Raw genomic sequence first — 26539 nt, forward strand, 5'->3', positions numbered from 1 at the left:
TTGCCCAAGGAGGATACACTTGCATCCGTCGTGACAGAGATCTGTTATGGAACCGGTGTTCGCGAGATCGATGTGTCCGAGCTATATGGCGTCGTGCGCGGTTACGCGGTCGAAGATGTTTCCGATGCGCGTTCCGCGTTGCAGCCCCTGATGTTACGCTACGGTTTCGACGCAATCGAGCGTGACGGCATGCTTGTTTTCCGGATGCGTGACGGTCGGCGGCCTGTTGATCTGTCATCTGATCAATTGGCGCAGAGTGAAGAGGTTAGCGGAGACATCGAACATCGCCGCGAAGCCGAGGCTGAAATGACCGGCCGTGTCCGATTGCGATTTGTGCAATCCGATGCCGATCACGATGTTGTCGCCGAGGAGGCGATCCTGCCCGATGACAGCACCCATTCCGTGTCGGTCAACGAGATGCCCCTGTCAATGACGCGGGCCGAGGGACGCCAGACCGCCGAACGATGGCTGAGCGAAGCGCGCGTGTCGCGTGAGACAGCCCGCTTTGCGCTACCGCCTTCGATGATGCATCTGGGGGCGGGCGATGTCGTCCGGTTGCCCTCGAACGGACAGGGCGCGCTGTACCGGATCGACCGGCTGGAACAGGCAGAGCTTCAGATTGTGGATGCGGTAAGGGTCGAACCGGGCGTCTACACGCCGTCTGATTTGCCTGATGATAAGGTAACTGAAAAACCCCATGTCGCTCCGGTACCGGTTCTGCCGGTGTTTATGGATCTGCCATTGCTTACAGGATCCGAGGTGCCACACGCGCCATATCTGGCCGTATCTGCGAAACCGTGGCCAGGAAATGTAGCGGTCTATTCGGCGTCGGATGATGAAGGTTACGCATTGAGCGGTCTGATCCCGGGGCAGGCGATTATCGGAGTGACCGAGGGCCCTTTGATGCGGGCCACCCCGGGTATCTGGGACGAGGGTGCGCCGCTGCGGGTGAAGTTGATCGACGGGGTGTTGGAATCGCGGCCGCGTCAGGCATTGCTCAACGGTGCAAATTTGGCAGCAATTGGTGACGGCACACCGGGGAACTGAGAGGTTTTTCAGTTCGCGACGGCAGAAATGCAGGAGGTCGACACATATGCGCTTTCAGGACGGTTGCGTGGGCAGGTGGGAACCGACGCCCTAATGCCGGACGCCTGGCCGGAAGGATCTTTGTTCGTGATGCTGAACGATCATATTTATCAGACCAGCCAGTCACGATCAGAGCGCCGGGTCGCCAGGCATTATCGCATCGGGCCCGCAACACGGGGGCATGACGACGCGTCTTTTGTGCATCAGATTCAGGCTTTCGACGGAAACGGCTTGCGGCCATATGCACCGGCGCATCTCAAAGCAGCCCAATCCCAAGGCGGTGACATGATCTCGTGGGTGCGGCGCACACGTATTGATGGCGATGATTGGTCAGGGCTGGATGTGCCGCTGGGTGAGGAAAGCGAATCCTATCTGGTTCGGGTTCGGTCCGGCGCTGCGGTCTTGCGGGAAGACCTGACCGACACTCCGCAGTGGCACTATTCCGCGGCGATGAAATCAACCGACGGCGTCAGCAGCCCATATAGTGTCGAGGTGGCGCAAGCCTCGGCCGTTTTCGGCGCGGGCTTGTTTGCCAGGCTTCTGGTTGGATAGGTAAATCCGTGCGTCCTGTTCTTCATGGAGATGTCAGTGCTGCGGCGCGGGCCTTGTTGGCCGCGCCGCAGTGGGAGCGTCAGAAACTATGCGCCCTGTTGATTGCTGAGGCTGAGCTGGCCGATCAACATGTCAGGCGAACCGGCGATCTGCATCCGATATTCGGCAACGGATCGTTGATGGCCGCTGCGCGCAGCCGTCGGCTGGCGGATGAATCGGACTTTGGAGATATTCAATATTGCCAGTGCTTTGAGATGGTTCTGAGCCAACTGATCCGTTTTCTGGTTAGCCGGACGCACAGCTGACACATTTTCCAGCCGCCGGATCAAGGTCCAGTCGCCCGCGCGGGATTTCATCGCCGCAATCCTCGCAATATCCGAACTCACCATCGCCGATCCGTGTCAGGGCCGCTTGCAATCGGCGCGCCTCAAGATCCCGGTTTGCTTGCTGCGCCTTGGCCATGGCCTGATTTTGCAGCGCATCCATTCGGCTGAGGCGCCCCACGGCCTGTTGATCCAACGGAACGATCGCCTGGGCCTCTTTGCCCGCCTCTGATTGCGCGGCCAGTTCGCGCAATCGGTCGCGAATTTGTGTTTCGAAATCGGCCAGTTCGGACTCATTCATTTTCGTTACCCTGCCGATCAAGGGTTTGCGTTTGGTGTTTTTACAACTAAATGGCATTCTAGGCGCAGCAAGGGATCAATAGCTATGTTTGAAACGCGCACCAAAGTGAGAAACATGGATCCGGTCTGGGATCGGATCACGGCCGAGGCGCACGCGGCTGTCGAAAAAGAGCCGCTGATGGGCGGGTTGGTGCACGCGTGTATCCTCCATCACCGCAGCCTTGAACGTGCGCTGTCGTATCGGGTGGCGGCCAAGCTGTGCTCGAACGAGATGTCGATGATGGTTCTGCGCGAGATCGTGGACGAGGCCTATGCCGACGACCACGGATTGATAGAAGCGGCGCGGGCCGATCTGATGGCAGTCTACGAACGCGACCCGGCCTGCCACCGGCTGTTGCAGCCCATTTTGTATTTCAAAGGCTATCAGGCAATGCAGGCGTATCGTGTCGCGCATTGGCTGTGGCGCAAGGGCCGTCATGACTTGGCTTATTTCTTCCAGATGCGTTCGTCCGAGATCTTTGGGATCGACATTCACCCGGCCGCGCAGATCGGAAAAGGCATCATGATCGATCACGCACACTCCATCGTGATCGGGGAAACCGCCGTTGTGGGTGACAATGTCTCGATGTTGCATTCTGTGACGCTTGGCGGAACCGGCAAGGAAGAAGAACAGCGCCATCCGAAGATCGGAAACGGTGTTCTGATTGGGGCCGGAGCCAAAGTGCTTGGCAATATCAAGGTCGGTAACTGCAGTCGCATAGCCGCCGGATCGGTGGTGCTGCAGGAGGTTCCGCCTTGCAAGACCGTGGCGGGCATTCCTGCCAAGATCGTGGGTGAGGCGGGCTGTGATCAGCCGTCGATCTCGATGGACCACATGCTGGGCAAAGACCAGTAAGGCAAATCAGTTCGAGCGGTTGTTCATTTTCTCCGACCGCTCGCACCTTCTTTCTTCCCATCGCTTCTTGCGCTCTTTGATCAAACTATCGCGCCGTTTTCTGTCTTGCGAATGCAGCAGGATCAGATGAACTGAAACGGGAATTTTCGCGCGGATAGTTGTTGGGCTTGGCCCTTAATGGCGCTGGAAGTGCTGTCGCCAGCAAAAAAGAGCATCATCAAAATTTTGACTGATTTCGCAGAGGTCAGTGCACTCCGACAGGTAAAGGAGCCATGCGCAATGAGATGCGAGACGCCGATCTTTCTGAACAAAGCCGATGGTGATCTCGCCCTCTCACATCCTGAACAAGGGGCAAAGCCTCGCCTGATCAAGGATGCGGCGAGGCTGTTGTCTTGTTTCAGGCCAGCATGACCATCGGGTTTTCAAGATTGTCCACGATGGCTTGCAGCAACTGTGCGCCAAGCGCGCCGTCAATGACCCGGTGATCAACCGACATTGTGACCGACATGACCGTGGCGACCGTCAGTTCGCCATCTTCACCCACGACCGGCTTCTTCAACCCTGTACCAACGGCCAGAATACCTGCATGGGGCGGGTTCACGATGGCGTCGAAATTGTCGATACCAAACATGCCGAGGTTCGAAACCGCGAATGTACCGCCCTGATATTCATGCGGTGCCAGCTTGCGTTCACGGGCACGACCGGCGAGGTCCTTCATCTCGGTTGACAGCGCAGAAAGCGATTTGGTGTCGGCGTCCTGCAGAACTGGGGTGAACAGGCCGCCTTCGATTGCAACCGCAACGGCGACATCCGACGGCTTCAGTTGCAGCACCCGATCGCCCGCCCAGACGGCGTTGCACTCCGGGACCTGTTGCAGCGCGTTGGCGACGGCCTTGATGATGAAGTCGTTGACGCTCAGCTTTACGCCACGGCTCTCCAGTTGTTTGTTCAACTGGCTGCGGAACTTGAGCAGTGCATCCAGCTTGATATCGCGGCGCAGATAGAAATGCGGGATGGTCTGTTTAGCTTCACCCAGACGCGCGGCGATGGTCTTGCGCATCCCGTCGAGTTTGATCTCTTCGTATTCACGACCCTCGTACATGCGGGCAACCATATCGGCGGATGGGCCAGTTGGAGCCGCCGCCGCTGCAGGTGCTGACGCGGCTGCGGCGGGTGCCGCAGCAGGTGCGGTTGCTGTCGCGCCTTCCACATCTGCCTTGACGATACGGCCATGGGGACCCGATCCGGACAATTGCGCAAGATCCAGGCCTTTCTGCGCCGCGATGCGTCTGGCCAGAGGTGATGCAAAGATGCGTCCGCCATCGGCTTTGGCCGGAGCAGCCGGGGCAGGGGCCGGCGCCTCGGGTGCCGCGGGCGCGGCAGCCTCGTTGCCCGCGGCGGCTGCAGGCGCAGCCGCTGGAGCAGCGGCAGGCGCGGCCGCGATATCATCGGCGCTTTCGCCATCGTCCAGAAGAACCGCAATAGCGGTGTTGACCTTGACCCCTTCGGTGCCTTCCGGGATCAGGATCTTACCAACAACACCTTCGTCGACGGCCTCGAACTCCATCGTGGCCTTGTCGGTTTCGATTTCGGCCAGCAAGTCACCCGAGGCGACGGTGTCGCCTTCCTTGACCAGCCATTTGGCAAGTGTTCCTTCCTCCATGGTGGGTGAAAGGGCGGGCATCAGAATTTCGGTGGGCATGTCTTCATGTCCTCTTACTTCGAGAATGAGTAGATCAGCGTTGCGATGTCGATAAGCAGAATAGCGGCACAAAAGGTGACGAACACACCAATCACCATGGAACGCGCGCGCGACACATGCGGGTGGTTTGTCTTCAGCCACTCAGTGAAGTTTCCCAGTGCCGCCGCGTCGCTGTGATCCAAAACCGCCAGGTAATCCATGCCAAGCTGCAAGCGTTGCTGCTCGAGCACGATGTAGATGACGGAAGCATACGAAACGATACAGGCAACGCTCAGCATTGCCCGGATAGGCCAGGCGTCGGTCAGACTTCCAACGATAAAGGAAAACTGAAACTCGATCCCGTTCAGGCCTTCCAGATTCAAAGCTATGCTGATGAAGGAAACGGCAAGGAACGCTGCGCAAACATAAAGCAGATTGCGGTTGTTGTCCTTTCGTGCGGCATCGAGGCTTTCGAAAAGCCAGTCTGCTCCCGAAGGATAATCTGCGTTCCTTGCAATCATCGCCTAGCGGTACGTCACTTGTTTGACGGCTGCGATCACCTCATCGGTGGTCACGAGCGCCAGTTTTTCCAGGTTTGCAGCGTAGGGCATCGGAACATCCTTGCCGGTGCAGTTGATGACCGGCGCGTCGAGGTAATCGAACGCCTCCTGCATCACCACGGATGAGATATAGCTGCCAACCGAACCTTGAGGCCAACCTTCCTCGACAGTCACCAGGCGATTGGTCTTCATCACGGAATTGATGATTGCGCCTGTATCCATCGGGCGGATTGTGCGCAGGTCTATCACTTCGGCGTTGATACCTTCCTCGGCCAGCTTGTCGGCGGCTTCCAGTGCGAACTGCATGCCGATACCGAAGCTGACGATGGTGACGTCGGAACCTTCGCGCCAGATACGGGCCTTGCCCAGCGGGACGGTCAGGTCGTCAACCTGAGGCATGTCAAAGCTGCGACCGTAAAGGATTTCGTTTTCCAGGAAAACGACCGGGTTGGGATCGCGGATGGCAGACTTCAGCAGACCTTTTGCGTCAGCGGCAGAGTAAGGCATGACAACCTTGAGGCCGGGCACCTGCATGTACCACGCCGCATAGTCCTGGCTGTGTTGGGCTGCGACGCGTGCCGCTGCCCCGTTCGGGCCACGGAACACGATCGGACAACCCATCTGACCGCCGGACATGTAAAGCGTCTTGGCGGCCGAGTTGATGATCTGGTCAATTGCCTGCATGGCGAAGTTGAAGGTCATGAACTCGACAATCGGTTTCAATCCACCAAAGGCCGAACCCACCGCAATGCCAGCAAACCCGTGCTCGGTGATCGGAGTGTCGATCACACGCTTGCTGCCGAATTCGTCCAGCAGGCCTTGCGAGATTTTGTAGGCACCCTGATATTCGGCGACTTCTTCGCCCATCAGGTAAACGTACTCATCGCCACGCATTTCTTCGGCCATGGCGTCGCGCAAGGCTTCGCGAACGGTTTGGGGTTTCATTTCGGCATCTGCCGGCCAGTCGGGGGACAGATCCACCACCGGTGCCGCCGGTGCAGCAGCCGGAGCCGCAGCAGCGACCGCCGCCGGGGCAGCCTCGGGCGCCACTTCAGCAGCGGGCGCGGCCGACGGCAGGGCCGAGGCGTCTTCACCTTCCTCAACCAGAATGGCGATTGGAGTGTTCACCTTGACCCCTTCGGTGCCTTCCTCGATCAGGATCTTGCCAACGATGCCTTCGTCGACGGCTTCGAACTCCATTGTGGCCTTGTCGGTTTCGATCTCGGCTATGATATCGCCGGATGAAACGGTGTCGCCTTCCTTGACCAGCCATTTGGCCAGCGTGCCCTCTTCCATCGTGGGCGAAAGGGCGGGCATGAGAATTTCGGTTGCCATGTCTTATTCGTCCTCTCAGGCGTAGATGTCGGTCCAGAGCTCGTCCAGCGACGGCTCGGGGCTTTCTTTCGAGAATTCGGCGGCCTTGTTGACGACCTCTTTGATCTCTTTGTCGATTGCTTTCAGATCATCTTCTGTCGCGTGTTTGCCGGACAACAGCAGCTCGCGCACATGTTCGATCGGGTCGCTTTGCTCGCGGACCTTCTGAACTTCTTCCCGTGTGCGATACTTGGCCGGGTCAGACATCGAGTGGCCGCGGTAGCGGTAAGTCTTGACTTCAAGGATATACGGACCCTTGCCCGCGCGGCAGTGAGCGACGGCCTTTTCGCCGGCCTCCTTGACGGCCAGAACATCCATGCCGTTGACGATCTCGCCGGGAATGCCAAAGGCTTCTCCGCGAACGTAAATGTCCTGGGTCGAGGTAGAGCGGGCTTGCGCGGTGCCCATGGCGTACTGGTTGTTCTCGATCACGAAGACAACGGGAAGATCCCACAGGGCAGCCATGTTGAAGGTTTCATACACCTGACCCTGGTTCGCGGCTCCGTCGCCGAAATAGGTGAATGTCACCCTTCCGTTGCCCTTGTACTTGTCGGCAAAGGCCAGACCCGCGCCCAATGGCACCTGCGCGCCCACGATGCCGTGGCCGCCGTAGAAATGTTTCTCTTTCGAGAACATGTGCATTGAGCCGCCCTTGCCCTTGGACAGGCCGCCCTCGCGCCCGGTCAGTTCGGCCATCACGCCGCCAGGATCCATGCCGCAGGCCAGCATATGGCCATGATCACGATAGGAAGTGATGCGCTTGTCGCCTTCTTCGGCAGCAGCTTCGAAACCGACCACAACGGCCTCCTGACCGATGTACAAATGGCAAAATCCGCCGATCAGACCCATACCGTATAGTTGTCCCGCCTTCTCCTCGAATCGGCGGATCAGCAACATTTCGCGATAATAGAGTTTGAGTTCGTCCGCAGAAACGTTTGGTTTCTTTGTGGTTTTTCGCGCAGCCATTGTGGCAATCTCCCCCTTTCGGCAAGATAGTTTAGCGTTAAACTATCTCATAGAACATTTGGCCGCATCTGGCGAGAGTAAAAGTAACGCAGGGGCAGGATGCGCGATCCTTGGCCTTGCGGTCGTCGTTAAGAGACTGCGGGCAAAGGTTTTTCGATGGAAGTCTGAAACCTCAGGGATCAGTGAATGACGATTTCATCCGTGCGGACCATGCCCAGAACCGAACGGGCCTGCTGGTCCAGCAAATCAAGATCCAGGTAGGTGTCCGACAGACGGCGGGTCAGGTTTTCCATTTGCGAGGTCTCAGCCTCAAGCCGGGCCAGATCGCGCGACAGAGCGTCCCGTTCCGCAGCAATCTCGACCCGTCTGAACAGGCCAAAATCGCCCTGCACGGCGGCGAAGGTGAAATAGACACCCAGCATGAAAGCCACCATGAAGAACAAAACTGAGCCCAAACCGGGCCGATGGGAACGGGACACTCTGTTAACCGCCGTATGAAGTCTGCCTCAATAACGTGCCCTTTGCGGACATCTGATCGCACTATGTCACAGGCGATTCGCGTTGTGAATCCCTTGATTCGCACTTTTTTGCGAATTGCCGAATTAGGTTTCTCAGCGCCATGCCGCCAGCGCCTGATTGCGGGTCAGAGTTTGCTGTTCCATGCAGGCCCAATAGAACATGGGCGCCGCGCTGCCATCGCTTGCCAGCTCCGGATCGCAGGTTGCGTCACGCGCTTTCAGCCAGGCGCGCTGTTCGTTCAACAGGGATTGACCGTTCCCACGCGCATCGGCCAGCGGTTTGACTTCGGCCCAGATACGGTTCAACTCGCGATCCGCGATTTCCCATTTTTCCTTGGCGCAGAAATTGGCGTCGAGTTGGGTTTGTCCGCCACAACTGGATTGTGCGGCGGAATAGGCGGGGATCAGTATGATGATCAGACAGGCAAGGTACCTCATGACAAAATCTCCAATTCAATAAGGGGAGTTTATCATGAGGCGCGAAATGCAGCCAATTTGTCTTTACGACTAGCCTTCCAATGCCGCGACGCCGGGCAGGGTTTTGCCTTCCATCCACTCAAGAAACGCGCCGCCGGCGGTTGAGATGTAGGTGAAATCGCTGGCTGACCCCGACGCATTAAGGGCGGCAACCGTGTCACCCCCACCAGCAACCGAGATCAGCTTGCCCGACCGGGTCAGCGCAGCCGCTTTAAGCGCTGCGGCGTTTGTGGCAGCGTCGAAGGGTTCCAGCTCGAAAGCACCCAGCGGGCCGTTCCAGATCAGGGTCTGGCTTTGCGCAAAGATTTCGGTGATGGCCGCGACACTTTCGGGGCCGGCATCCAGGATCATACCCTCCGGGGGGCATCCATCAGATGGCAGAACCTGATGCGGAGCATGGGCTTCGAACTTTTCGGCGACCACGATGTCGCGGGGCAGGACAATCGTGCAGCCCGACGTCTCCGCCTTTGCCAGAATTTCCGAAGCCGTGTCCTTCATCGCGGTTTCGGCCAGCGATTTCCCGACATCAATGCCCTTGGCGACAAGAAATGTGTTCGCCATACCTCCGCCAATGACCAGATAGTCGACCTTGTCGATCAGATTGCCCAGCAACTCCAGCTTGGTCGATACCTTGGCCCCACCGACAACGGCAGTGACGGGGCGTTTCGGTGAACCCAAGGCGCCTTCCAGCGCCTCAAGTTCGGCCTGCATCAGACGACCGGCGCAAGCGGGAAGCAAACGGGCAAGCGCCTCGGTCGAGCTGTGGGCGCGGTGCGCGGCGGAAAACGCGTCGTTACAATACAGATCACCCAGGCGTGCCATACCTGCGGCCAGGTCCGCATCGTTCTTGGTCTCTGCCGCATGGAAACGGGTGTTTTCCAACAGCAGCACCTGACCGGGCTTCAGTTCCTGCGCGGCCAGTTCGGCTTCGGCACCGACGCAATCGGCGGCAAACAGGACCTCGGCTCCAAAGGCGGCCTCCAGGGTCGGTACCAGCTGTTTCAGAGACAGGCTCTCGCGGCGTTCACCGCCGGGGCGTCCGAAATGGGCCAGCAGGATAGGTTTGCCACCTGCGTTCAGGATATCGCGCACGGTCGGAACGATGCGCTGAATACGGGTTGCATCGGTCACCACGCCGTCCACGACCGGAACGTTGATGTCCACGCGCACCAGCACGCGTTTTTCGCCCATGTCCATATCGTCCAGCGTTTTCCAGCTCATCGCCCAATCCTCGTCATTTTCAACCGATCTAGGCGGTTCTTTTCCTGCATTTTGCATTCAGGTCAATGCGTCACTTGGCATTCATGCGCCCGCATCATAGGTATTTGCGCAAGATAAACGACAGGAGGGCCAAATGGCCGAGATCAAGGATCCCGAAAACACCATCATCATCGAACTGAAGGATGGCAATGTCGTCATCGAGCTTCTGCCGGACGTGGCGCCCCAACACAGTGAGCGGATGAAGGAACTGGCGCGTGCGGGCGAATACGACAACGTGGCCTTTCACCGTGTGATCGACGGTTTCATGGCGCAAACCGGCGACGTACAGCATGGCGACATGGAAGACGGGTTCAACCTGCGTATGGCAGGTACCGGCGGTTCGTCCCTGCCGAACGTTCCGGCGGAATTCTCGAAACTGCCCCACGACCGGGGAACACTGGGCGCCGCCCGGTCACAGAACCCGAACTCGGCGAATTCGCAGTTCTTCATCAACTTCAAGGACAATCACTTCCTGAACGGCCAGTACACCGTTTACGGCCGCGTTATCGAAGGCATGGAGCATGTCGACGCCATCACCCGCGGCGAGCCGCCTGCAAGCCCCGACCGGATGGTCAGCGTCAAGGTGGCGGCAGATGCATAAGCTGGCGGCAGTTTTTGCTCTGATTGCCGGCCCGGCGCTGGCAACCGGGCTTGAGATCGAAGTCGAAGGTCAAGGGGCCAATGGCACCATCACCATCGAACTGTTCGACGACGTAGCCCCCAAACATGTTGAACAGATCGCGGCGCTGGCCAGCGAAGGTCAGTATGACGGTGTGATCTTCCACCGCGTGATTGACGGGTTCATGGCACAGACGGGTGATGTGCATTTCGGCGATCAGAACTCTGATGAGTTCAACGCGGGTTTAGCCGGGCGCGGCGGTTCCAAACGTCCGGATCTGCCTGCTGAGTTTTCGGACGTGACGTTCGATCGTGGCGTTGTAGGCATGGCGCGGAGTAATAACCCCAACAGCGCCAACTCGCAGTTCTTCATCATGTTCGAGCCCGGTCCGTTTTTGGATGGCCAGTACACGGTCGTCGGAAAAGTCACGGACGGCATGGATGTTGTTGATGCGATCAAACGCGGCCATCCTCAGACCGGGGCGGTCACAGGCCAGCCTGACGTGATGAAAAAAGTCACCGTGACCGAGTAATACCTCAATCCCGGCGCTGTTTCGCGCCGGGTTTTTCCATTCCGCTACCCATCGATGAAATCGTGGATCGCACGGTATGAGCTTCCGGCGCCTGAAGCGAAGCGAAGTGGCTTACATCTTTCAATGTCAACATTGCGGCAGCAGGGATCGCATCGGCGATTGCCTGTGAATAACCCATCAGGATCGCCTCCTTGAATGGTGCGCCGCTTATGACGGCACATGGTCCTGGCTGTTGATAGAAACTGAATTGGGTGCCAGCGGAAGCTTCGTTACCCCGATCAGGTGCATTCAATTTTGCGTGTATCGGTCTGGTCCAAGGGGGAAAGCTGCGTCAGCATGACAGAACGTCAAGAGGTGGGCTGATGCGCGTTCTCTTTACATGTGCGTTGATGATTTGGGCCACGGCCACAGGAGCCGGTCCTGATGAATGGCGTGCGGAATGGCCGGAGACCGATTTCAGAAAATCCGCAATAGCGAACTGGTCGGAAATCCGGTCAGGTGGTCCGCCGAAAGATGGGATTCCGGCATTGGACGATCCCGGGTTTGTCCGCGTTTCCAATGGCTCGCTTGCAGATGTCGAACCTGTGATAACTGTGGAACTGGCGGGAGCCGCGCCACGCGCCTATCCAATCCGCTATCTGATGTGGCATGAGATCGTGAACGACCGTATCGGCAGCACCCCCATCGCAGTTACATTTTGTCCGCTTTGCAACTCGGCCATCGTGTTTGATCGGCGTTTGTCCAATCGTGTGTTGAGTTTTGGCGTTACCGGTAAACTGCGTCATTCCGATATGGTGATGTATGACCGCGAAACCCAAAGCTGGTGGCAGCAGGCGACGGGTCAGGCCATTGTCGGACGCATGACAGGTCGCGAACTCAGGACTTTGCCGGTTTGGATGGAAAGCTGGGCCGATTTCAGCGCCCGCAATCCCGAAGGGCTGGTGATGGCTGAACCCGCCTACAACCGCGACTATGGGCGCAACCCCTATCGGGGCTATGACACGTCGCGTCGACCTTTTCTGTACTCCGGACAAGACCCGCCGCACGGTATCCCACCGCTTGAACGGGTCGTTCGGGTGGGGGACAAGGCGTGGCCTCTGACGCGCCTGAGCGAAGAACATGAAGTGCAGGAAGCGGGGCTGACGATACGGTGGTCACCGGGTCAGGCCTCGGCGCTGGACACGGGGCGGATTGCAAAAGGGCGTGATATCGGATCGATCCGCGTGCGGGATGACAAGGGCAGGGACGTTGTCCATGATGTCATGTTTGCCTTTGCCTTTCATGCCTTCTGGCCGAACGGGCAATGGATGGTCGGAGGCCGCCCTTAACGGCCTCCGACAGAATTCACCCTAGTCTTCCGGGGACATTACTTTCCAGATCACCGCTCCGACCGCGGCCCCGATCAGCGGCGCGACCCAGAACAGCCACAGCTGCGCCAGCGCCGGACCATCCGCAAACAGCGCCACACCGGTCGACCGCGCCGGGTTGACCGACGTATTCGTGACCGGGATCGAGATCAGGTGGATAAGAGTCAGGCCCAGACCGATTGCAATCGGGGCAAAACCCGCAGGCGCGCCGGCAGACGTCGCACCCAGAATGATCAGAATGAAGAACGCCGTCAGAACGATCTCGATGATCAGTGCAGACATCATCGAATACCCTTCGGGCGATGCGTCACCGTACCCGTTCGATGCAAACCCGCCCACGCCTTCAAATCCGGGTGCGCCGCTGACGATCATATACAGAACAATCGCCGCAACAACCGCGCCGACCACCTGCGCGCCCCAATAGGGCAACAGATCCTTGGCCGGAAACCGGCCGCCAATCATAAGCCCCAGGCTGACGGCAGGGTTGAAATGTCCGCCTGAAATATGCCCGACCGTATAGGCCATTGTCAGCACGGTCAGGCCGAACGCAAAGGAAACGCCCAGCCAGCCAATACCAACATCAGCTACACCTGCAGCAAGTACCGCACTGCCGCACCCGCCCAGCACCAACCAGAAGGTGCCGAAAAACTCTGCCATTAGTTTTGATGACATCAAAAGTCCTCCAGAAAACAATGATTTTCAGGTTAATTCAAAAAACACGTTTTGTGAAACTAATGAAATCGGAGAGTTTTTTGCGAAAGCGGGCCGCACTCAACAGACCATCGAGGACGCCCGGGGCTTCGTTGCTCAATCGCCTGAGCATAGAGGGCGCGAAACCCGCGTCGCGTTAGTATCCTGAGCTGTTGTTCTATTGACCGCCAGTTGCCGACTGCGGCACGCACATCACATCCGAGGCCCGAGATTTCATGTAAATTCCTGCTGATTGTTTCTGTGACGGGACCTCGGCAGTAAGTCTTGTTCAGTCGTTTGCGATCAAGGTCAAATCTTGGATGGGTCAAAAACAGAAAATGCCACCTAGTGCAAAATTGCCCGGGGACCATTCGTTCGCCGGTGTCATCGAAGATGCATATCGCGTTTTTTCCTACCCCAAGCCAACACGAACCGGCGTCTGCGAAGGGTGCTGCATGGAGGCGTCCATCGAAGCGGAATTCTTTTTTCCGGAAATAAAAGACCTGCCTCTGCACCATATTCGGGATTGGTTCTTCGCGGCATGTGATCCGGCAGGCGTCGATAAGGCAATATGGGCCTATCTCCTGCCACGTATACTGGAAGTGCTGGCATGTGATGAAGACGTCAGCGCGACCGGGCTTGAAGTCAGCCTGAGCCGGTTTGAAACCGGCAACCCGGATAACTGGTCAACCGAGGAATGGAATGTGTTCGATCGGTTTCAGCGCCTCTTCCTGATGCGTGAGATCGACCGGCAAGGGCATGATTACCTGGATGATACGATCTGTATGTTCAACCTGGGTGGGTGGCCATTGGAAACCCTGCTGGCGCAGGTTGCGGATGTTGCCGATGACAAGCTGGTCTGCCGGTTCTGGAACGACTGGTGCGCCGGTCGCGTACCTGGTCGCGAGGCGATTTGGATCACCGCCTTTTGGCCAAGCCCGAACAACTCCAGAATATTCGACTTCTACACATCAAAAGAGATGCATCAGAGGTTTGAGAAGCTGGCTTTTGCAGACGACACCAAGGCAGAACTTGCCGAAAAGGCAATAGCAGTTGCGGGAATCATAGAAACCAATGCCACGTGGAACCAGCGTGAGACCTAGAAGGCCCAGATGCAGTCAAAGAAAAACGCCGCATTGTTCCTGCGGCGTTCTCCAGACTATTGCTGTTTCAGCAGAGGTTACTGGCTGACTTCCGTTGCCGGGTTTGCGCCCGACTTGCCGCTGCGGCCAGGGTTCAGAGGGTCATCCTGACGCTGCACCGAACCTTCGAAATGTGCGCCGCTTTCGATGGCGATGGTCTTGTGGATAATGTCGCCTTCAACCCGTGCGGTCGAAGTCAGGCGGACCTTCAGGCCGCGGACCCGGCCGACAATGCGGCCATTGATCACCACGTCATCGGCGGTCACTTCACCCTTGATGGTGGCCGTCTCGCCAATGGTCAGCAAATGGGCGCGAATATCGCCTTCGACGGTGCCTTCCACCTGGATGTCGCCGGACGTCTTGATGTTGCCTGTGATGTGCAGGTCCGACGACAGAACCGATGCTGGTGGCTTCGGCTTGGGCGGAGTGCTGGCCTTGGTCTCGGTCGAGGTGGGTGCTGCCGGTGTTGCCGGGGCGGCCGGCTTGGCCGCTTCAGGTGCCTTGGAACCGGGCTCGTTGATTTTGCTCTTAGAAAACATTTCTCGCAGCCTTGATGTAAGTCATTGGGTTCACAGGTCTCCCGTTCGACCGCACCTCATAGTGCAGATGCGTGCCGGTTGACCGTCCGGTGCTACCCATATCAGCAATATGATCCCCGCGCGAGACCCTTTGACCGACCTTCACGCGGATCTTTGTGTTATGAGCATAAAGTGTCTCAAGTCCGAACGCGTGCTTGATCTTTACCAGCCGCCCAAAACCGGATTGCCAGCCCGCATGGGTGACAACGCCATCGGCCGTGGCAAAGATATCCGTGCCGTGCGGCCCGGCAAAATCTGCACCATTATGCATGCGGCGGCCGCCCGTTTTGGGGTCACGACGGGTGCCATAGCCGCTGGTGTATCGCACCGCGGCACGCACCGGGCTCGCAAAGGGCGCTTTTTCCGCCGCAATACGGTAGAGGTTCAACTGGTCCATCTGCTGCAGCAGACGGTTCGCGCGGATTTCTTCCGGAGATAACTCCTCACCGCGCGTGCTGAAGGATAAAGGGGTCAGCGGACCGCCCATACCGCTATATCCGCGCCGGACCTCTTCGATGATACGGTCTGTGGGCATACCTGCCTGCTGGAACATCTTATCCAGTGGCTCGACAGAAATGACCATCGCTTCTTCCAGTTGCCGGAAAATCTCGTCGCTGCGCTCCTGCATCAGGCGAATTTCCAGTTCAAGCTCGTCACGCTGATCCAACGCATCGCGGGCATTGGCGGCGATCTGATCGCGTTCCTGCGCCGTCCGCGCCAGCGCTTCGGTCATGAAATCCATTTGCGCGGGGTTCGCGGCAGCGGCCATGTAGACGTCGCCCCCATCGGTGCCCTGTTGCACTTGGGCCAACTCGGTTCGCGCCTCTTCGCGCTGCTTCATCGTCGCGCGCAACGTGGTCTGGATCACGTCGATGCCGGTTTCCAATTCGCGGCGGCGGTTTTCCGATGCCAGAAGCTCTGATTGCATTACGGAAATCTGCTCAAGCGCGGCGTTGAACCGGTCCTGCGCGGCCAATGCCTCCTGCGCGCGCGCGTCGCGTTCTTCCGAGATGATATTCAGCCGTTCCTGATATGTCGCCTGATCGCGCCTTGCCTGATCGCGGAAATTGCCCGACCCGATACTGTCCATCAGCAGGATCGCCGTGGCAACGGCGGTCCAGCCGACCATGATGGCCACACCGGCAACCGCCGCAATCTGGGTTTCGGAACTCAGCCGTATGAACCGGGTGTCCTGGTCGGATTTCAGAAAAACTCTGCGCTCGGGAAAGTGCCGCTCGAGCAGTGAATGAATTTTGATTGCCAGACGTGTTCGCACGCGTCTTCCCTCTCTCGTCCCCATTTCCGGGATCGGTCGTGAGTGATAGCCGTCCCTTGGGCGAAGTTCATAGAGGGCCGGTTCGATTTGGGCAAGTTTGTTGACCGGAGAGACAACTTAACAGCCGGTAACGGGCCAATTGTCGGCGGGATTTTGCCTAAACAGCCGCATTGGCCCCCAGATCATGTGCTTCCCGGCAATGGCATCTCTTCAGTGAGGGGCCAGTAAAAATCCGGAGGCAGTCCCGCTTCGGCGCGTTTCTCTTCGTTGAAAGGTGGTTTCAGGGCACCATGAAAGTAGCGCCGGACAAGCTGGTGGAACACGTCTTTTGGGTCGGCGTTTTCGCGTCCACACAGAAAATGAAACCATTTCGAGCCGTACGCCACGTGGCCGACCTCTTCGGCATAGATCACCTCAAGCGCGGCGATGGCGTCATCTGCACCAGCCTTGCGGAAGATTTCGATCATGCCCGGCGTGACGTCCAGACCACGTGCCTCCAGCACCATTGGCACCACGGCCAGCCGCCCCATCAAATCGTCGGCCGTATCTTCAGCCGCGCGCCACATTCCGGCATGGGCGGGCAGGGCGCCATAGAAACTGCCCATCTGTTCAAGGCAATCACAGACCATTTCGAAATGGCGCGACTCCTCTTCGGCGCATTTGACCCAATCGTCATAAAACCCGATCGGCATGGAGATGTGACCGAACCGGGCGATGATATCCCAGTGCAGGTCCACTGCATTCAGCTCGATATGGGCCACTGCGTGTAACAGCGCGATGCGACCGGCCTCGGAGCCGGGGCGGCGTTTGGGTACGTCGCGTGGTGACCGCAGTTCGGGCCTTTCCGGCCGGGCCGGGTTCAGAGGTGGCGTGGCGGTGCCGATTTCAATCCCGGGCGCTTCACCCCTGCGGGCAGCAAACCATGTGGCGGCATGGCGCTTGGAAAGCGCGGTCTTGGCCCGCCCATCTGCCGTGTTCAGAACTTCGGTCGCCATCGTCGTCAGCGTGTCGGACACGGGTATCCTCCGCAGTAGCCTGGTGTCGCGCGGTTGATAGACCGTATGGTCGCCTGGGTCGAGGGGGCCAAACCTAAAGTGCGCGTACAGCCTCCAGCACCTCGTCGACGTGACCGGGCACCTTGACCTTGCGCCAGACCCGGGCGATCCGACCATCAGCGTCGATCAGAAAGGTTGATCTTTCGATCCCCATGGATTTGCGCCCATACATGTTCTTTTCCACCCAGACCCCGTAGTCCTCGCAAGTGGTCGATCCCTCGTCTGACAACAGCGGTGTGGTCAGTCCATGCTTGGCGACGAATTTGTCGTGCTTGGCCACACTGTCCCTCGAGATGCCGAAAACTTGAGCGCCAGCTTCCGCAAAGCTCTGAAGTTGTTCCGAGAAACCGATGGATTCCTTGGTGCAGCCCGGCGTATCATCACGGGGGTAAAAGAATAAGACGACGGCTTGGCCGCGCAGGTCCGACAAGGTAATTTCACCGCCTCCGTCCCGTGGCAGGGCGAAATCGGGGGCTATGTCTGAAACATCGGGCATTGGAAACTCCGTTGAATTGGTCAAGTTCGGTTTAGCGGACTATAGGGCGGCACGAGCAGGTTGAAAGGTGTAGTGAACGCTTTGACGGAAAACGAAGAACAGCAGACCGGAGAGGCCAGCCAGCCTCCACGCCGGCGGTCACGTCGCCGCGCCGCCAGCCTTTGGGCGATGCGGGGTGTCGCGCTGTTGGTTCTGTTGGGTCTTTTCACCGGATTCATGGTTCTGGGCCAGACGATGCATGCGCCCGCCTGGCTGCGCGACCGGGTCGAAGAACGTCTGGAGAGGACGCTGGGCGGGCTGCAGATCCGCTTTGGGGATGTCACTTTCGTTATCCACGAAGGGTGGCGACCCAGATTGCGGCTGAGCGACGTGAGTATCAGCGATGCGGCAGGTCAGCAAATCGCACAGGTTTCTGACTTGCAGGCCAGCCTGGCGATGCGCCCCCTGTTGCGCGGTAACGTGCGGCCCAAGCGTATCATGCTCAGCGGTGCCCAGATCGACCTGACCCGGGGGCTGGACGGTGCGCTGACACTGACCGTCGGCTCCGGCAGCGCGCCGGTTCAAGAGGCGCCCGATCTGGCGCAGCTGATCGAGGAAGCCGACGAGATATTCCTGTCGCCGCTCCTGTCCGCTCTGACGTCGGTGGAACTGGATGCGATCACTCTGGGCTACCAGGATTTGCGCCTGGGCCGGTCCTGGGTTCTGGACGGGGGCCACATTCAGGCCATTCGCAGCGCGGGAGAGATGCGGCTTGCCACCGGGTTTTCGGTACTGACCGGGCGCGATTACGCCAGCACGATCGAGGCAAATTACACAAGTACACTGGGTTCGCCGCAGGCCAGTTTCGGCATTTCCATTACTGATCTGCCCTCCGAGGATATTGCCGGACAAAGTCTGGCACTGTCGTGGTTGCAGGTGCTCAAGACCCCGATCTCTGGCGCGTTGCGCGGCAGTTTCGATACCGAAGGTGCTTTGGGTCCGGTGTTTGCAACGCTGAACCTCGGGGCGGGTGCTGTGCAGCCGACAGCAGATATCAAACCGATCCCGTTTGAAGCCGCGCGCACGTATTTCACCTACGATCCCAAAGGCCAGGCGCTGGATTTCAACGAGGTGTCAATCGAGTCGGCATGGGGGTCCGTACACGCCGACGGCAAGGCGTTTTTGCACGGTCTGGAAAATAATGTGCTTGAAAGCCTGTCATCGCAGCTGAGGCTGAGCGCCATCCGGATCAACCCGGCCAATCTGTTTCCCAAGACGCTCGAACTGTCGCGTGCCGAGCTTGATTTCCAGATGAAGCTTGCCCCATTTCGCCTGCGACTTGGCCAGATGGTGATTGAGGATGGCAGCCACCGTTTGCTTGCGTCGGGGCGGCTGGAAGGTCTGACCGATGGCTGGGCCGGTGGTCTGGATGCCCATCTGGACAAAATGCCATCCGACGATCTGTTGAACTATTGGCCCGAGCGTTTGGCCCCGAAACCCAGGAAATGGGTTTCCGAGAACGTCTACCAAGGCAATCTTTCGAACGTGGATTTTGCTTTGAGGCTGAAACCGGGAGTTAAGCCCGATATCTATCTGGACTTCGGGTTCAGTGAAACGACTGTCCGATTTGCAAAAACGTTGCCTCCGGTTCAGGACGCACAGGGGCAGGCAAGCCTGCTGAGCGACCGGTTCACCGTGACCGCGCAAAGCGGGGTCGTGATCCCTGACGTAGGTGGGCCGGTGGACGCATCGGGCACGTCCTTCATTATTCCTGATACAGCCATCAAGAAGTCCTCTCCGGCCATCGCACGTATTCAGGCAAGCGGCAGCACAACGGCGGCCCTGTCACTGCTGGAGCGCCCACCATTGCAACTGATGAGCAAGGCAAATCTGCCGGTTGAACTGGCGGATGGCGACCTGAAGGTTGAAGGCACGCTGGCCTTGCCAATGCATAAGGGGCTGGATTTTGAGGATACCGAGTTTCATTTCACCGGAGAGCTGGGGAACCTGTTCAGCGACCGGCTGGTGCCCGGTTTCACCGTCAGCGCGGACCGCCTGACGCTGACCGGTGATCAGAACGACATTGCCATTGAAGGTTACGGTTTGTTCGGTGCTGTGCCGGTACAGGCGCGCTGGAACCAGCCGATTGGCACCGGCGGTGCGCAGCGCAGCACCTTGAGCGGCCAGATTGAACTCTCACCCCGCCTTATGGATGAACTCAAGGCCGGCCTGCCAAACGGGATGCTGACCGGGCAGGGGACGGCCGATTTCGATTTGGGCATCGGTGGAGGAGAGCCGCCAAGGCTGACGGCGACGTCTGATCTTGTCGGCGTTGGTCTGGCGATACCGGAACTTGGCTGGCGTAAAGCTGACGGAAGCACGGGCACGATGGATGTAGAAGCGAAGCTCGGCGATCAGTTGAAGGTGGATCTGTTGCAGATCGACGCAGCAGGGCTGCGCAGCAAGGCGTCGATTTCGTTCCGCGAAGGGGGGGCGTTCGACCGGGTCAGCTTCAGCTCGTTCGATTTGGGTGATTGGCTGGCCGTGCCTGCCGAACTGATCGCGCGCGGGGCCGGGGCCCCGGACATTCGGGTGCTGGGCGGTGTCATGAACATGGCAAAGGCAACCTTTGGCCAAAGCAGTGGCGGTGGTGGTGCAGGGGCCGGGCCAAGACTGAACGTCGCGCTGGATCGTCTGCAGATCACGGAAGCCGTTGCATTGACCGGTTTCAAAGGCGCGTTTGCGACAACCGGGGGCGTCAACGGCGGTTTCACTGCACAGGTCAATGGCGGGGCGACCGTACAGGGTCAGGTCACGCCGCGCGCGGGGCGCAGCGCCGTTACCCTGAAATCACAGGACGCGGGGGCGGTTTTGCGCTCGGCCGGGGTGATAACGCAGGCGCGGGGCGGAGGATTTGACCTGCAACTTGAGCCGGTTGCAGGTCCCGGAAATTACGACGTTATCCTAAAGATCGTAGATACGCGGATCAAGGATGCGCCAGCCATGGCGGCGCTTCTGAATGCAATAAGCCTGGTGGGGCTGGTGGATGAAATGGCAGGGCAGGGCATTTTCTTTTCGGCAATCGACAGCCGGATGCGGATCACGCCGACAGAGATCAAGGTGCTCAGCGGCAGCGCGGTTGGGCCGTCGATGGGCCTGTCTTTTGACGGAAGCATTGATACTGTAGCCCAGCGACTGAATTTGCGCGGGGCGATCTCACCCATCTACCTGGTGAATGCCATCGGTAGCGTTTTGACCCGAAAGGGCGAAGGTGTTTTTGGCTTCAACTACACACTGAAGGGGCCGCTGACGAATCCCAAGGTTTCGGTGAATCCTTTGTCGGGTCTGGCGCCCCTGTTTCTGCGGGACCTGATGCGTGCCCCTGCACCCACCGTGTCGGATGGCCCGAATGCCCAGGCACCCAAGCCGGATGAGCCCAAACGCACCTACGGTTCTCCCCCAAAAGATCATTGAACGCAACTGTGGCCGAATCTATCGCGGCCTTGTATGGCGCGGCCATGAAACTCAGCGATTTTGATTTCCATCTGCCCGAAGACCTGATTGCCACGCGGCCCGCCAGCCCGCGTTCCTCGGCCCGTTTGCTGGTGGCGCAGGGGGATTCAATTTCTGACGGGCATGTGTTCGATCTGCCCGATTGGTTGCAGCCCGGCGACAGGCTGGTACTGAACGATACGCGCGTGATCCCCGCACGCCTGAACGGACACCGCCATCGCGACAGCGCGCAGGGGCCGGTATCGGCCGCGATCCAGGCGACTTTGCTGGATCCGCAGTCCGATGGCACATGGTCCGCTTTGGTCAAACCGTTGAAGAAGGTGAAGCCGGGTGAGGAAATCCGCTTCTCGGACCAACTGAGCGCGACGCTGGAGACCGTCGCAGACGGACAGGCCTTTTTACGCTTCAACCTGACGGGCCAGGATTTCGATGCGGCGCTTGAACAGGCCGGTGCGATGCCTTTGCCCCCTTACATTGCAGCGAAACGTCCGGCGGACGATCAAGACAAGACCGATTATCAGACGATCTGGGCCAGAAATTCGGGCGCGGTGGCCGCGCCGACCGCGTCGTTGCATTTCGATGAACCCTTGATGCAGGCGCTGGCGGACCGGGGTGTTTCGATCACTCATGTCACTCTGCATGTCGGGGCCGGAACCTTCCTGCCAGTCAAGGTCGAGGATGTCAAAACCCACAAGATGCATGCAGAATGGGGCAGGGTCAGTGCCGAAGCCGCCGCCGATATCCGGGCGACCAAAGCCGCGGGCGGGCGGGTCATTCCTGTGGGAACCACTGCATTGCGTCTGATCGAAAGCGCGGCCCGAAATGGCGAGATCGAAGCCTGGGAAGGGGATACGGATATCTTCATTTATCCCGGCTTTCGTTTTAACGTCACAGATGCGCTGATGACCAACTTCCACTTGCCGAAATCCACTTTGTTGATGCTGGTTTCGGCCCTGATGGGACAGGATCGGATGCGCAAGGTCTACGCGAACGCAATCGCCCGGAAGTATCGCTTCTTTTCGTACGGAGACGCGTCGCTTTTAATCCCGTGAATGGCGCGTTCGCTGGATCAGGCGCTGGCAATATCATAGACAAGCACGATCAGAGTGTTTTTTGATCTGACTGCGGTGCGGACAGATAGATTGGCAATTTTCGGAGGCCCCGATGCTTCAGGTTCTTTCCAGCGCATGGGCGCTTCTTCTCGGTATGGGGTTGCTGATGATCGGCAACGGCCTGCAGGGTACAATCCTGGGTGTCCGCGGCGAAATCGAAGGGTTCTCGACCCTCGAGATGTCCTTTGTTATGTCGGCATACTTCCTTGGATTTCTGGGTGGGTCCCGTCTGGCGCCAGAAATGATCCGGCGAGTTGGCCATGTACGTGTTTTTGCGGCGCTGGCCTCGTTCATCTCGGCTGTGATGATCATGTACCCGATGCTGACCGATCCGATCGCCTGGATTCTCGGGCGCGTCGTAATCGGTTTCTGCTTTTCCGGTGTTTATGTGACCGCTGAAAGCTGGCTGAACAACGCGGCCAGCAATGAAAACCGCGGGCAGGCGCTGTCGCTGTATATGATTGTGCAGATGGCGGGGATCATCAGTGCTCAGGCCCTTATGCTGGTCGGCGACCCGGCAGGCTATGAGACATTCGTGATCGCATCGATCCTTGTTTCGGTCTCCTTTGCGCCCATCTTGCTGTCGATTTCACCAACCCCGGCATTTGACACCGCCAAACCCATGACGTTGCTTCAGCTAATGGGGATATCACCCCTGGGCTGCGTGGGCATGTTCCTGCTGGGTGGCGTCTTTTCAGCTCAGTTCGGCATGGCCGCCGTTTACGGCGCGCGGGCAGGGCTTTCGCTGGTCGAAATCTCGACCTTTGTCGCCTCGTTTTATATCGGCGCGATGGTACTGCAATACCCGTTGGGTTGGTTTTCCGACCGTATGGACCGGCGTGTGCTGATCCTTGTCGTCGCAACGCTGGGTGGCTGCGGGTCAACAGTGGCCATGCTTTTCGGCGTATCGTTTCCAATCCTTCTGGGCGCGGCCTTCCTGATCGGCGGAATGTCCAACCCGCTTTATTCCCTGCTGATTGCCCACACGAACGACTTCTTGGACCACGATGACATGCCCGCCGCATCCGGCGGTCTGGTGTTTATCAACGGGCTTGGAGCAATTGCAGGCCCGCTGATCACCGGTTGGCTGATGGGCGATGCGATCTTCGGGCCACCGGGCTTTTTTCTGTTTATTGCCGCACTGTTATTCGTGATGGCCTTCTATTCGCTATACCGTATGACACAGCGCGCTTCTGTACCGGTCGACGAAACTGGCACCATGTCGACCCTTTACCCGACGGCTTCGCCTGTGGCGTTTGAATTGGCGCAGGAGGTTGCCATCGAAGCCGCCGAAGCCGAGCATGCTGAGCGGGTTGATGCCTAGGACACAGATTTATGTCGCAAGTGTTGCAATATGTTACTGTAACACTTCTGTAAAACGGCCTTAAATGACGTTACGTCCCTGGGGAGGACAATGCACGGAGTGACGGCAATGGTTACGCCTGAAGAAGTATTGAGTTTTTGGTTAGATGAAGTTGGCCCCGAAGGATGGTATATTCAGGATGACGCGCTGGACGCGAAAATCCGGGACAAGTTCTTAAAAACCTGGGAAGCCGCGAAAGAGGGCAAGTTTTCTCTTTGGCTCACCTATCCCAGCGGTGCTTTGGCCTACATCATTTTGACGGACCAGTTCCCGCGAAACATGTTCCGGGGCTCTGGCAGGGCATTCTCGACGGATCGTGCAGCGCTGGCGGCTGCGAAATGTTCGGTCGACAAGGGCTGGGATCTGAAGATTGATGAACCCGCCCGGCAGTTCTTTTATCTGCCGATGATGCATTCGGAAAATCTGTGTGATCAGGAACGGTGTGTACGCCTGATTTGTCAGAACCTCAGCGAATGCAACCCGGGCAACCTGTTGCACGCGCGCGCGCATCGCGAAGTAATCCGCAAGTTCGGTCGCTTTCCCTATCGCAACGAAGCGTTGTCGCGGCAGATGACGGAACATGAGGCTGCTTATGTAAACAAAGGTGGCTACGGATCCACCGTTCGCGAATTGCAGGCCGCAAGCTAGGACGCAGGTTTACACTCACGGATCGCGATGACTCTGTCGGCGATAGCGTCGGCAGACGTGTGAATTGCATTGTTGATCAACTCGTCCGGGGACTTCGACAGATCAGTGAAGCGCTCCTGAACCGATTGCAGACGATCCTGTGTTTCTTGCAAACGATCCAGTGCGGTTGTCACGCGTAGTTTTACTGCGCTATCCAGAACGTCACCATTTACCTGGATCAATGTCAGTTCATCCTTCAACCCCTTGATGTCATCCCTGATGCCTTGTGCCTGTTCCTGCAGGGGTGCCACGACCTGCAGCTTTTCAGCAAACCCTGTCGTTATCCCCTCGAGGGTCGAAGCCAGTTTCCATCCCAAAAACAGGCACAGCGCCAGCAGAAGCAAAGTCGCGTTCAGCAGGGCAAGTACAAGATCCTTAAGCGTTTTGGCCATGAGTCGTCTTTCTATTGAAGCTTGATCAGGAAAGGCCGGAGAACTCCGTCGCATTTGTTCTAACGCCCGTTCTTCCGTCGGTATAGGCAGAAATCCGCGCCTTTCGATTTGGGTGACCTTGCGTCGCTTTTGTCGCGGAGACGGTATATTGATGCATTGCGGAGAATAGTTTAATGGTAAACTAATTTTCAATCGACCTGCGCCGAGAGGAACACATGGCAGCACAATCTTTTGATCTGATCGTAATCGGTGCCGGTCCCGGCGGATATGTCGCTGCCATTCGCGGCGCACAGCTGGGTCTGAAAACCGCTGTTGTCGAACGTGAACATTTGGGGGGAATCTGCCTGAACTGGGGATGTATCCCGACAAAGGCGCTGCTGCGGTCTTCCGAAGTTTTCCACCTGATGGAACGCGCGAAGGATTTCGGCCTGAGCGCGGATAAGGTCGGCTATGACCTCGACGCGGTTGTCAAACGCTCGCGCGGAGTTGCAGCCCAACTGTCGGGCGGAATTGGACATCTTCTGAAGAAAAACAAAGTCACCGTCGTGATGGGTGAGGCAACAATCCCTGCCAAAGGGAAAGTCAGCGTCAAAACCGACAAGGGGACCGAGGAACTGACCGCCAAGAATATCGTCCTGGCCACCGGTGCCCGTGCGCGCGAACTGCCGGGCCTCGAGGCCGACGGCGATCTGGTCTGGACATACAAGCATGCGCTGCAACCACCGCGGATGCCGAAAAAGTTGCTGGTCATTGGTTCCGGCGCAATTGGCATCGAATTTGCCAGCTTCTACAACACGTTGGGTGCCGACACGACCGTAGTTGAAGTCATGGATCGGGTTCTGCCGGTTGAAGACGCGGAAATCAGCGGTCTGGCGAAGAAGGCATTTACCAAGCAGGGCATGAAGATCATGGAAAAAGCCATGGTCAAGCAACTGGATCGCGCGAAGGGTAAAGTCACGGCCCATATCGAGGTCAAGGGCAAGGTCGAAAAGCACGATTTTGATACCGTGATTTCTGCCGTGGGCATTGTCGGAAATGTTGAAGGCCTGGGGCTCGAGGCGCTGGGCGTCAAAATTGACCGAACCCATGTTGTGACGGATGAATATTGCCGCACCGGAGTCGATGGTCTTTATGCGATTGGTGATATCGCCGGTGCGCCCTGGCTGGCGCACAAGGCCAGTCACGAAGGTGTCATGGTCGCAGACTTGATCGCAGGTCAGCACGCACACCCGGTGAAACCTGAGAGCATTGCGGGATGCACCTATTGCCAGCCGCAGGTTGCATCTGTCGGCTATTCTGAAGCCAAGGCAAAGGAACTTGGGTATGACGTAAAAGTCGGCCGCTTCCCCTTCATCGGCAACGGCAAAGCCATCGCTTTGGGTGAACCGGAAGGTCTGATCAAGACCGTATTCGATGCCAAAACGGGTGAGTTGCTGGGGGCCCATATGATCGGCGCGGAAGTTACCGAACTGATCCAGGGCTATGTTGTGGGGCGTCAGTTGGAGACCACGGAAGAAGATTTGATGAACACGGTCTTCCCGCATCCGACCCTGTCAGAAATGATGCATGAGAGCGTTCTCGATGCCTATGGGCGTGTAATCCACATGTAGCGCATCAGGGGGCGCTGCCCCCGCCGCCCTATAGGCGACTCCCCCGGGATATTTTGAGCCTGTTGAATGAAGGATCCCCTGTTCATCTGGCCCCAAATATCCCGGAGCGCGAGGCAGAGCCTCGCCTAAAACCGGT

At 58.2% G+C, this 26539-nt stretch carries 26 protein-coding genes and 1 pseudogene; 12 read left to right on the forward strand and 15 right to left on the reverse strand.

Annotation, left to right across the window (positions count from 1 at the left end; genetic code table 11):
• The first annotated feature begins 93 nt into the window (after positions 1–93).
• A pseudogene (locus AC2FIR_RS01225) lies at positions 94–1638 on the forward strand (phage tail protein).
• Between the two features lie 8 nt (positions 1639–1646).
• Positions 1647–1943: a DUF7742 family protein gene (locus AC2FIR_RS01230; RefSeq protein ID WP_170619145.1), complete on the forward strand. Its 297-nt coding sequence runs from the start codon at positions 1647–1649 to the stop codon at positions 1941–1943.
• Here the strand turns inward: AC2FIR_RS01230 and AC2FIR_RS01235 are convergent.
• A complete protein-coding gene (locus AC2FIR_RS01235) occupies positions 1924–2262 on the reverse strand; it encodes a TraR/DksA family transcriptional regulator (protein ID WP_496743726.1) in 339 nt (112 codons plus the stop codon). The genes AC2FIR_RS01230 and AC2FIR_RS01235 overlap by 20 nt on opposite strands.
• Before the next feature lie 84 nt (positions 2263–2346).
• Here AC2FIR_RS01235 and cysE point away from each other — a divergent pair, with 84 nt between their 5' ends.
• Entirely contained in the window at positions 2347–3156 is an 810-nt protein-coding gene (gene cysE, locus AC2FIR_RS01240; RefSeq protein WP_170610280.1) for a serine O-acetyltransferase, read from the forward strand.
• A gap of 397 nt (positions 3157–3553) precedes the next feature.
• On the opposite strand, the gene AC2FIR_RS01245 is transcribed toward cysE, so the two are convergent.
• The 7 genes from AC2FIR_RS01245 to AC2FIR_RS01275 form a co-directional block, all read right to left on the reverse strand.
• Positions 3554–4858, reverse strand: a complete 1305-nt coding sequence (locus AC2FIR_RS01245) for a pyruvate dehydrogenase complex dihydrolipoamide acetyltransferase (protein WP_496743728.1) — start codon at positions 4856–4858, stop codon at positions 3554–3556.
• Positions 4859–4872: 14 nt separating this feature from the next.
• Positions 4873–5358 (reverse strand): hypothetical protein, encoded by a 486-nt coding sequence (locus AC2FIR_RS01250; protein WP_170610286.1) that lies wholly within the window; start codon positions 5356–5358, stop codon positions 4873–4875.
• A 3-nt stretch (positions 5359–5361) separates the two neighbouring features.
• Entirely contained in the window at positions 5362–6732 is a 1371-nt protein-coding gene (locus AC2FIR_RS01255) for a pyruvate dehydrogenase complex E1 component subunit beta (RefSeq protein ID WP_496743730.1), read from the reverse strand.
• Positions 6733–6747: 15 nt separating this feature from the next.
• Entirely contained in the window at positions 6748–7737 is a 990-nt protein-coding gene (gene pdhA / locus AC2FIR_RS01260) for a pyruvate dehydrogenase (acetyl-transferring) E1 component subunit alpha (RefSeq protein ID WP_496743732.1), read from the reverse strand.
• Between the two features lie 179 nt (positions 7738–7916).
• Complete coding sequence (locus AC2FIR_RS01265; RefSeq protein ID WP_170610294.1) at positions 7917–8216, reverse strand: FtsB family cell division protein; 300 nt, start codon at positions 8214–8216, stop codon at positions 7917–7919.
• 132 nt (positions 8217–8348) lie between these two features.
• Positions 8349–8693, reverse strand: coding sequence for a lysozyme inhibitor LprI family protein (locus AC2FIR_RS01270; RefSeq protein WP_496743733.1), 345 nt, complete (start codon positions 8691–8693; stop codon positions 8349–8351).
• A gap of 69 nt (positions 8694–8762) precedes the next feature.
• On the reverse strand, positions 8763–9953 hold the full coding sequence (locus tag AC2FIR_RS01275) for a phosphoglycerate kinase (RefSeq protein ID WP_496743735.1): 1191 nt from the start codon (positions 9951–9953) through the stop codon (positions 8763–8765).
• 133 nt (positions 9954–10086) lie between these two features.
• Between AC2FIR_RS01275 and AC2FIR_RS01280 the strand changes: the two genes are divergently transcribed.
• Together AC2FIR_RS01280 and AC2FIR_RS01285 are read left to right on the forward strand one after the other, a co-directional pair.
• On the forward strand, positions 10087–10593 hold the full coding sequence (locus tag AC2FIR_RS01280; RefSeq protein ID WP_170610303.1) for a peptidylprolyl isomerase: 507 nt from the start codon (positions 10087–10089) through the stop codon (positions 10591–10593).
• Positions 10586–11143: a peptidylprolyl isomerase gene (locus tag AC2FIR_RS01285; RefSeq protein WP_496743737.1), complete on the forward strand. Its 558-nt coding sequence runs from the start codon at positions 10586–10588 to the stop codon at positions 11141–11143. The genes AC2FIR_RS01280 and AC2FIR_RS01285 overlap by 8 nt, the downstream gene beginning before the upstream one ends.
• A 4-nt stretch (positions 11144–11147) precedes the next feature.
• On the opposite strand, the gene AC2FIR_RS01290 is transcribed toward AC2FIR_RS01285, so the two are convergent.
• Positions 11148–11321, reverse strand: a complete 174-nt coding sequence (locus tag AC2FIR_RS01290; protein WP_496743739.1) for a hypothetical protein — start codon at positions 11319–11321, stop codon at positions 11148–11150.
• Positions 11322–11505: 184 nt separating this feature from the next.
• Here AC2FIR_RS01290 and AC2FIR_RS01295 point away from each other — a divergent pair, with 184 nt between their 5' ends.
• A complete protein-coding gene (locus tag AC2FIR_RS01295; RefSeq protein ID WP_496743741.1) occupies positions 11506–12471 on the forward strand; it encodes a DUF3179 domain-containing protein in 966 nt (321 codons plus the stop codon).
• A gap of 21 nt (positions 12472–12492) precedes the next feature.
• On the opposite strand, the gene aqpZ is transcribed toward AC2FIR_RS01295, so the two are convergent.
• Positions 12493–13182, reverse strand: a complete 690-nt coding sequence (gene aqpZ, locus AC2FIR_RS01300) for an aquaporin Z (RefSeq protein ID WP_496743743.1) — start codon at positions 13180–13182, stop codon at positions 12493–12495.
• A 356-nt stretch (positions 13183–13538) separates the two neighbouring features.
• Here aqpZ and AC2FIR_RS01305 point away from each other — a divergent pair, with 356 nt between their 5' ends.
• A complete protein-coding gene (locus tag AC2FIR_RS01305) occupies positions 13539–14303 on the forward strand; it encodes a hypothetical protein (RefSeq protein WP_496743745.1) in 765 nt (254 codons plus the stop codon).
• Between the two features lie 77 nt (positions 14304–14380).
• Here AC2FIR_RS01305 and AC2FIR_RS01310 read toward each other — a convergent pair whose 3' ends face one another.
• The 4 genes from AC2FIR_RS01310 to AC2FIR_RS01325 form a co-directional block, all read right to left on the reverse strand.
• A complete protein-coding gene (locus AC2FIR_RS01310) occupies positions 14381–14881 on the reverse strand; it encodes a bactofilin family protein (protein WP_496743747.1) in 501 nt (166 codons plus the stop codon).
• Entirely contained in the window at positions 14871–16196 is a 1326-nt protein-coding gene (locus tag AC2FIR_RS01315) for a DUF5930 domain-containing protein (RefSeq protein ID WP_170610319.1), read from the reverse strand. Before AC2FIR_RS01315 ends, AC2FIR_RS01310 begins: the two co-directional genes overlap by 11 nt.
• Before the next feature lie 182 nt (positions 16197–16378).
• On the reverse strand, positions 16379–17191 hold the full coding sequence (locus AC2FIR_RS01320) for a ferritin-like domain-containing protein (RefSeq protein ID WP_496744199.1): 813 nt from the start codon (positions 17189–17191) through the stop codon (positions 16379–16381).
• A 94-nt stretch (positions 17192–17285) separates the two neighbouring features.
• Positions 17286–17747, reverse strand: a complete 462-nt coding sequence (locus AC2FIR_RS01325; protein ID WP_170610321.1) for a peroxiredoxin — start codon at positions 17745–17747, stop codon at positions 17286–17288.
• A 72-nt stretch (positions 17748–17819) separates the two neighbouring features.
• Here AC2FIR_RS01325 and AC2FIR_RS01330 point away from each other — a divergent pair, with 72 nt between their 5' ends.
• From AC2FIR_RS01330 to AC2FIR_RS01345, 4 genes are all read left to right on the forward strand, one after another.
• On the forward strand, positions 17820–21200 hold the full coding sequence (locus tag AC2FIR_RS01330; protein ID WP_496743749.1) for a YhdP family protein: 3381 nt from the start codon (positions 17820–17822) through the stop codon (positions 21198–21200).
• A gap of 44 nt (positions 21201–21244) precedes the next feature.
• Positions 21245–22291, forward strand: coding sequence for a tRNA preQ1(34) S-adenosylmethionine ribosyltransferase-isomerase QueA (queA, locus tag AC2FIR_RS01335; protein ID WP_170610938.1), 1047 nt, complete (start codon positions 21245–21247; stop codon positions 22289–22291).
• A gap of 112 nt (positions 22292–22403) precedes the next feature.
• Positions 22404–23675 carry an MFS transporter gene (locus tag AC2FIR_RS01340; RefSeq protein ID WP_496761825.1) on the forward strand — a complete coding sequence of 424 codons (1272 nt, stop codon included), beginning with the start codon at positions 22404–22406 and terminating at the stop codon, positions 23673–23675.
• Between the two features lie 108 nt (positions 23676–23783).
• Entirely contained in the window at positions 23784–24362 is a 579-nt protein-coding gene (locus tag AC2FIR_RS01345) for a DUF924 family protein (protein ID WP_496743751.1), read from the forward strand.
• Here the strand turns inward: AC2FIR_RS01345 and AC2FIR_RS01350 are convergent.
• Positions 24359–24793, reverse strand: a complete 435-nt coding sequence (locus tag AC2FIR_RS01350; protein WP_496715086.1) for a hypothetical protein — start codon at positions 24791–24793, stop codon at positions 24359–24361. The genes AC2FIR_RS01345 and AC2FIR_RS01350 overlap by 4 nt on opposite strands.
• Before the next feature lie 215 nt (positions 24794–25008).
• Between AC2FIR_RS01350 and lpdA the strand changes: the two genes are divergently transcribed.
• Positions 25009–26403 (forward strand): dihydrolipoyl dehydrogenase, encoded by a 1395-nt coding sequence (gene lpdA, locus AC2FIR_RS01355; protein ID WP_170610335.1) that lies wholly within the window; start codon positions 25009–25011, stop codon positions 26401–26403.
• The last annotated feature ends 136 nt before the right edge of the window (positions 26404–26539 follow it).

Source organism: Ruegeria sp. CDSB136 (assembly GCF_059610965.1).